Source organism: Rhizobium sp. 01L410 (assembly GCF_056400165.1).
Genome location: NZ_JBFTST010000007.1, coordinates 189662 through 203185, shown reverse-complemented (window position 1 = coordinate 203185; position 13524 = coordinate 189662). Strand labels below are relative to the sequence as shown.

General features: G+C 60.9%; 13 protein-coding genes. 3 read left to right on the top strand and 10 right to left on the bottom strand.

Going from position 1 to position 13524, the window contains the following annotated elements; all coding sequences use genetic code 11:
- Positions 1 to 235: 235 nt before the first annotated feature.
- A complete protein-coding gene (gene bglA / locus AC1DV9_RS17265; RefSeq protein ID WP_477949321.1) occupies positions 236 to 1876 on the top strand; it encodes a beta-galactosidase BglA in 1641 nt (546 codons plus the stop codon).
- On the opposite strand, the gene AC1DV9_RS17260 is transcribed toward bglA, so the two are convergent.
- The 4 genes from AC1DV9_RS17260 to AC1DV9_RS17245 form a co-directional block, all read right to left on the bottom strand.
- Positions 1877 to 2125, bottom strand: a complete 249-nt coding sequence (locus tag AC1DV9_RS17260; RefSeq protein WP_477949319.1) for a DUF2442 domain-containing protein — start codon at positions 2123 to 2125, stop codon at positions 1877 to 1879. It lies immediately after the preceding gene.
- Positions 2106 to 2351, bottom strand: coding sequence for a DUF4160 domain-containing protein (locus AC1DV9_RS17255; RefSeq protein ID WP_310294264.1), 246 nt, complete (start codon positions 2349 to 2351; stop codon positions 2106 to 2108). The genes AC1DV9_RS17260 and AC1DV9_RS17255 overlap by 20 nt, the downstream gene beginning before the upstream one ends.
- A gap of 3 nt (positions 2352 to 2354) precedes the next feature.
- Positions 2355 to 4052, bottom strand: a complete 1698-nt coding sequence (gene ade, locus AC1DV9_RS17250) for an adenine deaminase (protein WP_477949318.1) — start codon at positions 4050 to 4052, stop codon at positions 2355 to 2357.
- Between the two features lie 130 nt (positions 4053 to 4182).
- Complete coding sequence (locus AC1DV9_RS17245; RefSeq protein ID WP_477949316.1) at positions 4183 to 5289, bottom strand: branched-chain amino acid ABC transporter substrate-binding protein; 1107 nt, start codon at positions 5287 to 5289, stop codon at positions 4183 to 4185.
- 517 nt (positions 5290 to 5806) lie between these two features.
- On the opposite strand from AC1DV9_RS17245, the gene AC1DV9_RS17240 reads away from it, so the two are divergent.
- The gene (locus AC1DV9_RS17240) at positions 5807 to 6757 is read left to right on the top strand and encodes an HD-GYP domain-containing protein (protein ID WP_477949315.1); all 951 of its coding nucleotides are present in this window, start codon (positions 5807 to 5809) and stop codon (positions 6755 to 6757) included.
- 79 nt (positions 6758 to 6836) lie between these two features.
- Here AC1DV9_RS17240 and aptA read toward each other — a convergent pair whose 3' ends face one another.
- The 6 genes from aptA to AC1DV9_RS17210 form a co-directional block, all read right to left on the bottom strand.
- Complete coding sequence (gene aptA, locus AC1DV9_RS17235) at positions 6837 to 8162, bottom strand: omega-aminotransferase AptA (protein ID WP_112386187.1); 1326 nt, start codon at positions 8160 to 8162, stop codon at positions 6837 to 6839.
- Between the two features lie 317 nt (positions 8163 to 8479).
- Complete coding sequence (locus AC1DV9_RS17230) at positions 8480 to 8797, bottom strand: ArsR/SmtB family transcription factor (RefSeq protein ID WP_112386188.1); 318 nt, start codon at positions 8795 to 8797, stop codon at positions 8480 to 8482.
- 106 nt (positions 8798 to 8903) lie between these two features.
- Positions 8904 to 9659, bottom strand: a complete 756-nt coding sequence (locus AC1DV9_RS17225) for a HugZ family pyridoxamine 5'-phosphate oxidase (protein ID WP_112515684.1) — start codon at positions 9657 to 9659, stop codon at positions 8904 to 8906.
- Positions 9660 to 9691: 32 nt separating this feature from the next.
- Positions 9692 to 10744: a choline ABC transporter ATP-binding protein gene (gene choV / locus AC1DV9_RS17220; protein ID WP_112386190.1), complete on the bottom strand. Its 1053-nt coding sequence runs from the start codon at positions 10742 to 10744 to the stop codon at positions 9692 to 9694.
- Positions 10741 to 11586: a choline ABC transporter permease subunit gene (choW, locus tag AC1DV9_RS17215; protein WP_112386191.1), complete on the bottom strand. Its 846-nt coding sequence runs from the start codon at positions 11584 to 11586 to the stop codon at positions 10741 to 10743. The genes choV and choW overlap by 4 nt, the downstream gene beginning before the upstream one ends.
- An 81-nt stretch (positions 11587 to 11667) precedes the next feature.
- On the bottom strand, positions 11668 to 12624 hold the full coding sequence (locus AC1DV9_RS17210) for a choline ABC transporter substrate-binding protein (RefSeq protein WP_112515686.1): 957 nt from the start codon (positions 12622 to 12624) through the stop codon (positions 11668 to 11670).
- Between the two features lie 236 nt (positions 12625 to 12860).
- Between AC1DV9_RS17210 and AC1DV9_RS17205 the strand changes: the two genes are divergently transcribed.
- Positions 12861 to 13463 carry a thymidine kinase gene (locus tag AC1DV9_RS17205; RefSeq protein WP_112515688.1) on the top strand — a complete coding sequence of 201 codons (603 nt, stop codon included), beginning with the start codon at positions 12861 to 12863 and terminating at the stop codon, positions 13461 to 13463.
- The last annotated feature ends 61 nt before the right edge of the window (positions 13464 to 13524 follow it).

Below are 13524 nucleotides of genomic sequence, written 5' to 3'. Positions count from 1 at the left end.
TTTTTAGTCATTTGTTCCCGGTTTTGACCTGTTACGTGCAGGTCAACGCGCACCTTATCGCAAAGGTTTGGCGTTGCAACCCCCCTTGCGAAGGGGTCGTCATGGGTGTGGACAAGCCTATATGCGGCGCGAATTTGCCTTTCCGCGTCCACCCCAAAAGAGGCTGTTAACGCAGTTGTTTTTTGTTTTCCGGGCTTTAGTCTGTGCGCGAACGAACCATTCGGAGAGTGCATTCATGGCGGTGAAGTCGGCGGACTGGTGGCGGGGCGCGGTGATCTATCAGGTCTATCCACGCTCTTTTCAGGATACGAACAGCGACGGTCTGGGCGACCTGAAGGGAATCACGCGCCGGTTGCCGTATATTGCCAGCCTCGGCGTTGATGCCATCTGGCTGTCGCCCTTCTTCAAGTCGCCGATGGCCGACATGGGCTACGACGTTTCCGATTATTGCGACGTCGATCCGATCTTCGGGACGCTCGATGATTTCGACGAGATGATGAAGGCCGCGCATGCGCATGGCATCAAGGTGATCATCGACCAGGTGATCTCCCACACCTCGGACCAGCATCCGTGGTTCGTCGAGAGCCGGGCGAGCCGCGGCAATCCGAAAGCAGACTGGTATGTCTGGGCCGATCCGAAGCGCGACGGCACGGCGCCGAACAACTGGCTGTCGATCTTCGGCGGGCCGGGCTGGGAATGGGACGGCGTGCGCCGCCAATATTACCAGCACAACTTCCTGACCTCGCAGCCCGACCTGAACTTTCACAACAAGGAAGTTCAGGACGCGGTGCTGAAGACCGTGAAATTCTGGCTCGACCGCGGTGTCGATGGCTTCCGCCTCGACACGGTGAACTATTATTTCTGCGACAAGCTGCTGCGCGATAACCCTCCGCACGAGCCCGACGAGAGCGATGCGGGGCTCGATGCCCCCGACAGCAATCCCTACGGCATGCAGAACCATCTCTACGACAAGACGCAGCCCGAGAATGTCGATTTCCTAAAGCGCTTCCGGGCGCTGCTCGACCAGTATGAGGACCGGACGACAGTCGGCGAGGTCGGCGACGGCGCGCGTTCGCTGAAGACGGTGGCGGCCTATGTCGATGGCGGCGACAAGCTGCATATGTGCTACACGTTCGACCTGCTCGGCCCCGATTTCACCGCTGCCCATATCCGCAAATGCGTCGATACGTTCCAGCGCATGGTGGCGAACGGATGGGTCTGCTGGGCCTTTTCCAATCACGACGTCAACCGCCATGTCAGCCGCTTCGCGAAGACCGAGGCGGAGCGGCCCGTGATCGCCAAGCTGGCGATTTCGGTGCTGGCGGCGCTGCGCGGATCGATCTGCCTCTATCAGGGCGAGGAACTCGGCCTGCCCGAAGCCGAACTCGCCTTCGAGGATCTTCGCGATCCCTACGGCATCCGCTTCTGGCCGGCCTTCAAGGGCCGCGACGGATGCCGTACGCCGATGCCCTGGGAAGCGGCCAAGGCGCATGCCGGTTTCACGGGCGCGGAAAAGAGCTGGCTGCCGGTGCCCTACGAGCAGGCGGCGCTATCGGTCGATACGCAGGAAGCGGACGCCGCTTCGGTGCTTTCGCATTACCGGGAGACGCTGGCATTCCGCAAACAGCATCCGGCGCTCATCGACGGCGACATGGAATTCATCGGTACCAACCAGGACCTGCTGGCGTTTACGCGGACGAAGGGCGGCGAGAAGCTGCTATTCGTCTTCAATCTGACACGCGAGGCGGCGGAGTTTAAATTGCCTGCGGGGATGAAGGTCGGTGGGGGGCTTGCTGTGCCGGGGCTGAAGGGCGAAGTGTCAGGCGGGGCGATCAGGCTTGCGCCACTGAGCGGTTATTGTGGAGAGTTGGGCTGATCACGCCGCGGAGGGGCGCTTGATTGTCTGGTCACCACGACCGGCAATCAGCCCCTCGATCGAAATGTCTTCGTCGAGTTCGTCCCAGTGGAGACCCATCGGACTGATCTCGACGGCGGCGCGCTGTTCGGTTGTTGCGGAAAGCAGGCGCGGAAACCAAGCGAGCGGTACACCGAGTGTGCGGCCATCATCGAGCACGACCCACATGGTGTTTTCATCGAAGCTGACTTCAGTTGCTGAAATGCTCATGCCACGCTCTTTCGATCGCCGATCGGTTCTTTGCGACTTCCCGAATGATATCAGCAAGCTCGCTGCGATTGAAGCCTCTGCTCGCGGCGATGCCGATGGCCGGTTCCAGCCAGATCTTCGCTTCGCCGCTGGGGCCGCGGATATGGATGTGGATGGGCTCGCGCGGATTGCCTTCGTTTGAATAGAAGAAGAACTTCAGGTTTCCGAATCTGAAAACGACAGGCATCGCTCACCCGATCAGCATGAACCGCTCGACATCCACCATCCCCATATCCGAAATCTTCAGGTGCGGGATCACCGGGAGCGGCAGGAAGGCGACCTGGAGGAAGGGCTCTTCGAGAGTCGTTCCAAGGGCGTAGGCCGCCTTTCTCAAGTGATGTAGCGTGTCGCGCACGCTCTCATAGGGTTCGAGGCTCATCAGGCCAGCGACGGGGAGCGGGATCTCGCCTGTCACCTTGCCGTCCTCGACGACGACGAAGCCGCCCTTGATGTCACCGAGGCGGTTGGCGGCGAGCGCCATGTCGTCCTCGTTGACGCCGACGACGCAGATATTGTGGCTGTCGTGGCCGACGGTGGAGGCGATCGCGCCTTTCTTCAGGCCGAAGCCCTGTACGAAGCCGTTGGCATGGTTGCCGTTCTTGCCGTGGCGCTCGATGACGGCGACCTTGATGATGTCGTTTGCGAGATCGAGATCGGTCTGGTTGCCCTTGACTGGCAGGCGGTAGCGGCGGTGTTCGGTGATGATCTTGCCGGGCATGACGCCGATGACAGGCGTTTCACCCTCGGCAACCGGCACGCCGAAATGCATCGCCTGGACCGGCCGCGCCTTGACACTGTCGAGGCCGACGGGGGCGACGGGTTTGCGGGTGGCGAAGAGTTCTGCGGTGACGCGGCGGCCGGCCGAGAAGACCATTTCGGCCTTGCAGCTTTCGAGGCTGTCGATGACCACGAGATCGGCGCGCCAGCCGGGGGCGACGAGACCCCGGTCCCTCAGACCGAAGGCGCGGGCGGCCGAGATCGAGGCGGCGCGATAGATCGCCAGCGGCTCGACGCCCGAGGCGATCGCCGTGCGGATCATGTAATCGAGATGGCCCTGCTCGGCGATATCGAGCGGATTGCGGTCATCGGTGCAGAGCGCCAGAAAAGGCGACAGGCGCTCGGTGATGATGGGCATCAGCGCGTGAAGGTCCTTCGACACCGATCCTTCGCGCACCAGAATGTGCATGCCCTTGCGGATCTTTTCGAGCGCTTCCTCGGCAGTGGTGCATTCGTGCTCGGTGCGGATGCCGGCCGAGAGGTAGCCGTTCAGATTGGTGCCGCGCAGCAGCGGCGCGTGGCCATCGATATGGCCGCCCTGGAAGGCTTCGAGCTTGGCGAGGCAGACCGGATCCTTTTGGATCACGCCCGGGAAATTCATGAACTCGGCAAGGCCGATGACCTTCGGATGATCGCGGAAGGGCAGGAGTTTCTCGATCGGCAGATCGGCGCCGGCCGTCTCCAGATGGGTTGCCGGAACGCAGGAGGAGAGCTGGACCCGGATGTCCATGATCGTTTCCTGCGCGGACTCGAGGAAGAAGCGGATACCTTCCTCGCCGATGACGTTGGCAATCTCGTGCGGATCGCAGATCACCGTGGTGACGCCGTAGGGCAGCACGCAGCGGTCGAATTCATGCGGGGTGACGAGCGAGGATTCGATATGCAGATGCGTGTCGATGAAGCCGGGGACGACGATCTTCCCTGATATATCGATCTCGGTGGCGCCCTGATAATCGGCGCAGGTGCCGACGATCCGGTCGCCGGAGATGGCGATGTCAGAGGCCACGAGTTCGCCGGTCACCAGATCGAAGAACCGCCCGCCCTTGAGGACGATATCGGCCGGTTCGCGGCCGGTTCCCTGGTCGATGTGGTGTTCGAGCTTGCTGGTCATGTGCGTCCCCAATTGCTTCGTGCCACCGTTATAGCCGAACTGTGTTGCACAATGCGATATGTGGCAGGCTGCGCTCCAAACGAAAACCGGGCGCACAAGGCGCCCGGCAGAAATGCGATGGCAGAGCGGCTTATTCGACCGGAACGGCCTTGCCAGCTTCCCACTTGTAGAGCTCGAAGCTCTTCGAGGAGAGGTCGCCGGTTTCGCCGTAGGTGAGCTTGCCGATGGCGGTCGGGATGGCGTCGCCGCCCTTGAGGGCTGCTGCGACGGCTTCCGCGTCTTCGGCGCTCTTGGCCTTCTCGATGCCGGCCTTGATGACTTCGACGGCAGCATAGGCGTTCAGCGTGAAGGCTTCGGCCGGGATCTTCTTGGCGGCGAGCGCTGCAGCAGCGGCCTTGGAATCCGGGCTCTTGGTGGCGTCGGAGGCGTTGGTGAAGATCGTGCCGGCAGCGGCTTCGGTACCGATGTTCCAGAATTCGTTGTTCGACAGGCCGTCACCGCCGATGATCGTCGCCTTGACCGAGAGGTCCGCGAGCTGGCGGGCGAGCAGGCCGCCTTCCGGGTGGTAGCCGCCGAAATAGACGACATCGACCTTTTCAGCCTTCAGGCGGGTGGTGAGTGCCGAGAAGTCCTTGTCGCCAGGCGTGACGGCGTCGTCGATGACTTCCTTGACGCCACCGGCGTTCAGGGTTGCCTTGAAGTTGTCGGTGAGACCCTTACCGTAAGCGCCCTTGTCGTTGATGATGGCGATACGCTTGTCCTTGAAATGCTTCAGGGCATATTCGGCAGCAACGCCAGCCTGCTGGTCGTCACGGCCGCAGGTGCGCAGGACGTTGGTCAGGCCGCGGTTCGTCAGATCAGGAGAGGTTGCCGTCGGGGTGACCATCAGCACGCCGTTTTCAGCGAGCACGTCGGATGCCGGGATGGCAACGCCCGAGGTGACCGGGCCAACGACGAACTTGATGCCTTCGCCGACCAGCTGGTTGGCGGCGGAAACGCCCTGCTTCGGTTCGCCGGCGTCGTCAGCGGTCTTCAGGATGACCTTCTCGCCGAGAATGCCGCCGTTCTTGTTGATCTCGTCGACAGCGGTCTGCGCGCCGTTCTTCACCTGATCGCCGTAAGCGGCAACCGGGCCGGTGAGGGGCGCGATGAGGCCGATGGTGATATCGGCATGGGCAAGCGGTGCAAAAGCCAGCGATGCGAGCATCGTCGCGCCAGTCAAAGTCTTCAGACTCATTTTCGTTCTCCTTGGGTGGGGCTTTCGCCCGCGTGACTGCCGCGACATCGGAGCCGGCGCGTACAACAACTCTTCTGAGTTGCGCCAAGACGGCGGTTCCGGTGCGGTCAATGCCCCCGGCCGGTCATCTTTGACTTCAGCGGGCGCATGGCGATTTTCTAGGAATTCTCATTTGATTTCGCAAGGAAATAACAAAATTACTGCCAAAATTGTTCTGGATTGCGCGAAACGACCGGCTCCGGCGTCATTTTCGTAAAATTCCGGAGTTTTTCAGAGGTCATTAGCCGGCATCTACCTTGGGCTAAGTGCTCAAAACGATTTAATCCACGAGTTGCAAATAACGCCGGAAAGATACCAAGAATAGTCAGTGAATCTTTGTGCGTGAGAATATTCGTAAAATAGAACCGATTAACATTTGCATGCTATGAAGGTTGTAGAGGGGTGGCCGGTCTGGAGTGTGTCTCAAGAATAAACTCGGCCCAGCAAGTCTAATCGTGCGTTGGGACTAAGCGACTGAATGCTAAAGCGCATTGAAGCCAGCCAGGTCAGGGCTGGGATGTTTATAGAGGCCGTCGAAGGGGCCTGGAACGACCCATTGCTCGGGCGTCACCGGTTTATCGTAAGGCGGGAATCCGATGCCCAACGGTTGCGCGGCAGCGGTGTCGCCGGGGTGGTCATCAACACAGCCAAGGGCGTCGATACGAACGGCCTGCGCTCCAATGTGCCTGCCTATGCGTCCGAGGATCCCCGTGCCGTCGAGCTACAGACCAAGGCTGCGCGCGAAACCATCCAGAAATCCGCCGAGCAGCTCGAAGATGTCTTCAGCAAGATTCAGGGCGGGGCGGGTGTCGCGATCGATGATATCGCGCCCGTCATTTCGGGACTGTCCACGTCGCTCGATGAAAACCCGGCGATTTTCCTCAGCGTCACGCGATTGAAGTCGAAGGACGAGACGACCTTCGTGCATTCGCTGTCGGTCAGCGCGCTGATGATCCATTTTTCCCGCTATCTGGATTTCGACGAGGAGACGGTTCGCGTCCTCGGTATTGCCGGTCTGCTGCACGATGTCGGCAAGGTGGAAATCCCGCACGAGATTCTCGCCAAGGAAGGCAAGCTCGACGACGAGGAAATGCAGCTGATCCGCAGCCATCCGGAACTTGGCCATGCGATCCTGAAGCGGCAGGCGGGCATGCCCGACATCGTTCTCGACGTCTGCCTCAACCACCATGAGCGGATCGACGGGCGGGGATATCCGAATATGGTGCCGGGCTCGAAGCTCAGCATCTATGCGAAGCTCGCAGCGATCTGCGACGTCTATGACGCGATCACCTCGATCCGGCCCTACAAGCAGCCCTGGTCACCAGCCGATGCGCTGAAATGGATGCTGAGCCGAGAAGGGCATTTCGACATCAAGCTGCTGAAGCGCTTTGCGCTCTGCCTGTCGGTCGCTTCGGCGCACAAGGCCTGAGATCAAGGCGTAAGATCAAGACGTAAAAATGCCCGCCGGAGATCAGTTCCGGCGGGCATTTCGTTTGGTCTCGTGACGATCAGATGTTGTTCTGAAGGATCTCGCGCAGCTTGCCGAACAGCTCGTCGATATGGTGCTTCTCAATGATCAGCGGCGGAGACAGCGCGATGATGTCGCCGGTCGTGCGGATCAGCAGGCCCTTCTCATAGGCCTTCAGGAAGGCGGTGAAGGCGCGCTTGGTCGGTTCGCCGGCGATCGGGTCGAGCTCGATGGCGCCGATCAGGCCGGTGTTCCTGATGTCGATGACATTCGGGCAATCCTTCAGCGAGTGCAGCGCGTCGGCCCAGTAGTCGGAAAGCTCCGCGGCGCGGGTCAGCAGGCCTTCTTCCTTATAGGTGTCGAGCGTGGCGAGTGCAGCGGCCGAAGCGATCGGGTTGCCCGAATAGGTGTAGCCGTGGAAGAACTCGATCATGTGCTCGGGGCCGCTCATGAAGGCGTCGTGGATCTCCGAGGTGACAAAGACCGCGCCCATCGGGATGACACCATTGGTCAGGCCCTTGGCGGTGGTGATCATGTCGGGCATGACGTCGTAATACTGGGCGGCGAAGGGAGCGCCGAGGCGGCCGAAACCGGTGATGACTTCGTCGAAGATCAGCAGGATGCCGTGCTTGGTGCAGATCTCGCGCAGCTTCTGCAGGTAGCCCTTCGGCGGGATCAGCACGCCGGTGGAGCCGGCGACCGGCTCGACGATGACGGCGGCGATGGTCGAGGCGTCGTGCAGGGTGACGATACGCTCGAGTTCGGTTGCGATATCACCGCCATGTTCAGGCTCGCCGCGTGTAAAGTTGTTCTTGCCGGGCTGGTGGGTGTGCGGCATGTGATCGACGCCGGTCAGAAGCGTGCCGAACATCTTGCGGTTGGAGACGATGCCGCCAACCGAGATGCCGCCGAAATTGACGCCGTGATAACCGCGCTCGCGGCCGATGAGGCGGAAGCGCGAGCCGTTGCCTTTTACCCGGTGATAGGCCAGCGCCACCTTGAGCGCGGTCTCGACCGATTCAGAGCCGGAGTTGGTGTATAGAACGTGGTTCATGCCTTCAGGGGCGATATCGACCAGGCGGTTCGCCAGTTCGAAGGCCTTGGGGTGGCCGAGCTGGAAGGCTGGGGCGTAATCGAGTTCGCCCGCCTGTTCGCGGATCGCCTCGGTGATCTTCGGGCGGCAGTGGCCGGCATTGACGCACCAGAGACCGGCGGTGCCATCGAGCACCTGACGGCCATCATGGGTGGTGTAATACATGTCCTTGGCGCCGACGAACATGCGCGGCTCCTTCTTGAACTGCCGGTTCGCCGTAAACGGCATCCAGAAGGCGCGAAGGTCGTTGGGGGTGTTGAGGCGATTGGACATGCTGTTCTCCTGGCCGCGAGGCCCGTTCCCCGGGCTTGAGCCCGTATTTTTACCGTCCGGTCAAACTATCAGCGCGGAATCGGGCGTCAAGAGACCGAAAGCGCACGAAACCAGAGTTTACCGCTCATTGCTATGCGCTTTGCCGCCGCATTGAAATACCGCCAGAACGGTATCCGGCCGAAACGAAAAAGACCGGCAAATCGAGCGATCTGCCGGTCAAGAAGTAGGGTTGACGTGCTGAAATACTGCGTCCGGTCCATTCCGGAATTATTCCATTGGCGGACCGGTTCTTGGCTGACGTGATGTCAGCGTTGACTTTAGGCCGCGGAACGGCTCCGGTTCTGAACAGCGTAAATGTCTTCGAGCGTTGCCAGGATTTTCATCACAGGCTCGGAATTGCTCGAATAATAGATGGTCTGCGCATCGCGGCGGGTCCGGACCAGCTTCTGGGCGCGAAGCTTGGAGAGATGCTGCGACAGGGCAGACTGGCTAAGGCCAACCTGCGTCGCGAGGACGCCGACGGGAACTTCACCCTTCACGAGGCTCACGAGGATGAGCAGGCGCTTGGGGTTTGCCATTGCTGACAGAAGCGCGGCCGCCACATTAGCGTGATCTGACAAGTCAGTATTTTCCATTATTCCAATCTTCCTAATGCGAATTTTTTCCGTATAGGCACAGGGCGTTAGACGGGGTTTGGCGGACGCCCGAAAAGTAGCAATTGGGCATGAAGATTGTATATACCTAAATTTCGGGTATCGAGTATGCTATTTTAGATATGTGTGGAATAATTTCCCCGGGTTTTGTGACGGGCTCTTCGAATTCACAACGTGACAAGTTATCGCCCGAAATCACGTCAAAACCAGCACTATCCAGACCACAAACCCTCAAAGTCCCGTCAATTGTCCCCTTGAAACGGGTTTCAAGCGCCCTAAGCACGTCTGGGTGGTTGTCTACTAAATCTCGCACTATGGCATCGGCTTCGGCCGCCACCGCATCGTTGGCGGGAGAGAGAATCGCAAGGTCCGAACCCTCCAGGAGATAGGCCCGGCCGAAGCCTCCGTTGAGGCTGGCGGACTGCGGCAGCAAGCGGAAAAACCGGAAATCCGGGAAGTCGATATAGAGCTTGGCCTTGGTATGCCGGTTCAGGAAACGGCCGCGGATGCGCTCGTGAAGCGGGCTGCCGCGCTCCACCGGTTCGGCGATGCATTGCGTCGTCAGGCGCGGATAGGCGAGCGGATCGCCCTTGCCGGGCTCGCCTGTTAGCAGCGAGGCGCGGGGATCAGCTTCCAGCGCCTTGGTATGGGTGGAGAGCGCCGAGACGAGGACGACGGGCGTGCCGTCTATGTCGGTGCCGAGAAGCACGCGGCTGGCAAACGGAAAGCCGGTCGCCGGATCGAGTACGGCGAGGCCGGCATAGCGGGCCGAACGGAGCAGGGTGCGGGCGAGCGTCCGGGCCTGCCCGTCCGTCTCCCGCAATACGGAAGCTTGATCTTTCATGTCCACTTTTCTGTCGGAAGTGGACGGAAGGATCAAGCCTGTTCTTTGCGCCGGTGGCGGGTGAGGCCGCTGACGATGTCCTGCGCCGAAATCGTGCCGACGATTGTTCCGTTGTCGACGACGCCGATGCTGCCAGGCTGGCGGGACAAGGCATCGAGGATATCGACGAGCGGCGTTGCGGGCTTGGCCGTCGCCGTGACGGTGGCGCCCACGGCAGACTGGCCGAGACCCGGCTGCATGACGTCCTGTGCCGTCAGCATGTTGATCGGGTTCATGTTCTGCACGAAATCCGCGACATACTGGTCGGCCGGGTTCTTGACGATTTCCTGCGGGGTGCCGCACTGGATGATGCGCCCGCCTTCCATGATGGCAATACGATTGCCGATGCGGAAGGCTTCGTCGAGATCGTGGCTGACGAAGAGGATGGTCTTCTTCAGGCGGCGCTGGAATTCCAGCAATTCGTCTTGCAGGCGGGTGCGGATCAGCGGGTCGAGGGCAGAGAACGGCTCGTCCATCAGCAGGATCGGCGCGCCCGTTGCGAAGGCGCGAGCGAGGCCGACGCGCTGCTGCATGCCGCCCGAGAGTTCGTTGACCTTGCGGTTTGCCCACTTTGTCAGGTTGACAAGTTCGAGCTGCTCATCAACGCGCTTCTTGCGCTCGGCGTCGGCCATGCCGGCGAGTTCCAGACCGAAGCCGACATTGTCGGCGACCGTGCGCCAGGGCAGCAGCGCGAACTGCTGGAAGACCATGGAGACCGTGTGCATGCGCAGATCGCGCAGCGCCTTGGCGCTGCATTTATAGGGATCGACGGGGCCGGTGGCTGTGGAGACCGTGACCGAGCCGCGCACGACGGGCGCCAGCCCGTTGACGGCACGCAGCAGGGTGGACTTGCCGGAGCCGGAGAGGCCCATGAGGACGAGGATTTCTCCTTCCTCGACGGTGATCGAGGCATCGGCGACGCCGAGCACGAGGCCGGTCGAAGCGCCGATCTCGTCGCGCGTCTTGCCTTGATCGACCATCGAGAGGGCGGCTTCCGGCTTGTCGCCGAAGATGATGCTGACATTGTCGAAACGAACGGAGGTCATACGCCGTCTCCTTCACCTGCAGTGCGGAACATGCGGTCGAGGATGATCGCCAGGATGACGATGCAGAGACCGGCTTCAAAGCCCTTGGCGACGTTGACTGTGTTCAGCGCGCGAACGACGGGGACGCCGAGACCGTCGGCGCCGACGAGGGCGGCGATGACCACCATCGACAGCGACAGCATGATGGTCTGGGTCAGACCGGCCATGATCTGCGGCGTGGCGAAGGGGAGTTCGACCTTGCGCAGCACCTGCATCGGTGTCGCGCCGAAGGACTCGGCGGCTTCGACGAGGGACGGCGGGGTCGAGATGATGCCGAGGCGCGTCAGGCGGATCGGGGCAGGAATGGCGAAGATCACAGTAGCGATCAAGCCCGGAACCATGCCGAGGCCGAAGAGGATGAGTGCCGGGATCAGATAGACGAAGGTCGGGATCGTCTGCATCAGATCGAGGATCGGGCGCAGCACCGAATAGACCCAGGCGCGCCGCGCTGCGGCGATGCCGAGCGGGATGCCGACCAGCATGGAGACGAAGGTGGAGGCGAGCACGAGCGCCAGCGTTTCCGTCGTCTCTTTCCAGTAACCCTGGTTGGTGATCAGCAGCAGCCCAAGACAGGTAAAGACCGCGACGACGACCGACCGGCGTATCCAGTAGGCAATGCCGGTGATGGCGGCGATGACGATCAATGGATGCGGCGCCTGCAACACGAACAGCATGCCGTCGATGACATGCGACAGGATGAAGGCCAGCTGGTTGAAGAACCAGTCGGCATTGGTCGTCAGCCAGTCAACGAACAACTTGGCCCAAGAGCCGATCGGAATTTTAGCGTCAGTGATCCAGTCCAAGGGGCGTGCCTATCCAAAAAAGATCAAGAATTCGGGATGAAATGGAGGCGGGACGGCAAAACCGCCCCGCGCACGTCATCGTCAGAGGCCAAGGCTCTTCTTGACGGCGGGCAGGCCATCGGCACTGCCATCGCGCGTCTTGACGCCTGCGAGCCACGGATCGAGCGCCGACGGGTTGGCCTTCAGCCATTCCGCAGCAGCCTTTTCCGGCTCTTCGCCGTCATTCATGATCTTGCCCATGATCTGGTTTTCCATCTCGAGCGAGAAGGTCATGTTCTTGATCAGGGTACCGGTGTTCGGGCATTCGCCGAAATAGCCGGCACGAACGTTGGTGAACACCTTGGCGCCGCCGAAATCAGGACCGAAGACGTCGTCGCCGCCGGTCAGGTAGGTCAGCTTGAAGTTGGTGTTCATCGGGTGCGGTTCCCAGCCGAGGAAGACGACCGGCTTGCCGGCCTTCTCGGCGCGAGCGACCTGCGCCAGCATGCCCTGTTCGGAGGATTCGACGACCTCAAGGCCCTTCATGCCGAAGGTGTTCTTGTCGATCATGTCGATGACCAGGCGATTGCCGTCGTTGCCGGGCTCGATGCCATAGATCTTGCCGTCCAGGTCATCCTTGTGGGCAGCGATGTCCTTGAAGTCCTTGATGCCGAGTTCGGCGCCCTTGGCGTTGGTCGCCAGCGTGTATTTCGCGCCAACGAGGTTCGGACCGTAGGATTCGACCGACTTGTCGTCGAGGAACGGACGGACGTCCTTCTCCTGCGTCGGCATCCAGTTGCCGAGGAACACGTCGATGTCCTTGTTCTTCAGCGACTGGTAGGTGACCGGTACCGAAAGCACGGTGGTCTTCGGCTCATAGCCGAGGCCCTTCAGCACGACGGTCGCGGTTGCGGTGGTTGCGGTGATGTCAGTCCAGCCGACGTCGGAAAAACGCACGGCGGTGCAGCTTTCAGGATCTGCTGCGAATGCGGCCGTGGCAATGGAAAGAGCTGCAACGGCAGTTGCGGTAAGCAGTTTGGATGCGCTTGTCGTTCTCATTTATAGACTCCCAGTCTTATCGTCCCCAAGCCAACCATCAATAGCTGACATTTACAAGCGACCACAGTGCGTTTGCGGCGGTTTGGCATACTCGATTGCGACGTCGCGCAATTTTCCGTGATGGCCTGAAAAGCAAGGATTCCGGCGGGATTCGGGCGTGGATTTCCTGTGGTTATCAGCTCTGCGCTCTTCTCATCGGCGATTCGAGCCGTCAAAAGCGAGGAACGGAGAAAAACATGGCGAAACTCTACTTCAATTACTCGACGATGAACGCCGGCAAGACGACGATGCTGCTGCAGGCCTCCTACAATTACCAAGAGCGCGGCATGCGCACGGTGATGCTGATCGCCGCCTTCGACGAGCGCACCGGAAAGGGCATCATCGGCTCGCGGATCGGCCTGGAAGCCAAGGCCATTCCCTTCGAGGCGGAGACCGATCTTCTGGCGCTGGTGACACGGCTTGCCGGTGAGGGAGAGCCGATCGCCTGCGTCTTCGTCGACGAGGCGCATTTCATGACGCGCGAGCATGTCTGGCAGCTCGCCCGCATCGTCGACCGGCTCGGTATCCCGATCATGGTCTATGGCTTGCGCACCGACTTCCAGGGCAAGCTGTTTCCGGCCTCCGAGGAGCTGCTCGCCATTTCTGACGAGATGCGCGAAGTGCGCACCATCTGCCACTGCGGCCGCAAGGCGACAATGGTGGTGCGGCTCGACGGCGAGGGGAAGGTGCTGCACGAGGGCGCGCAGATCGATGTCGGCGGCAACGAGAAATATGTTTCGCTCTGCCGCAGGCACTGGGACGACGAAATGAACGGCCCCTTCGTGGCCGAGGCCGTCTGAAAAGGCGGATTTTCATCCCGTCTCTGACCGGTTAGCTTGAGGCCAACGATTCCCAGGAGAA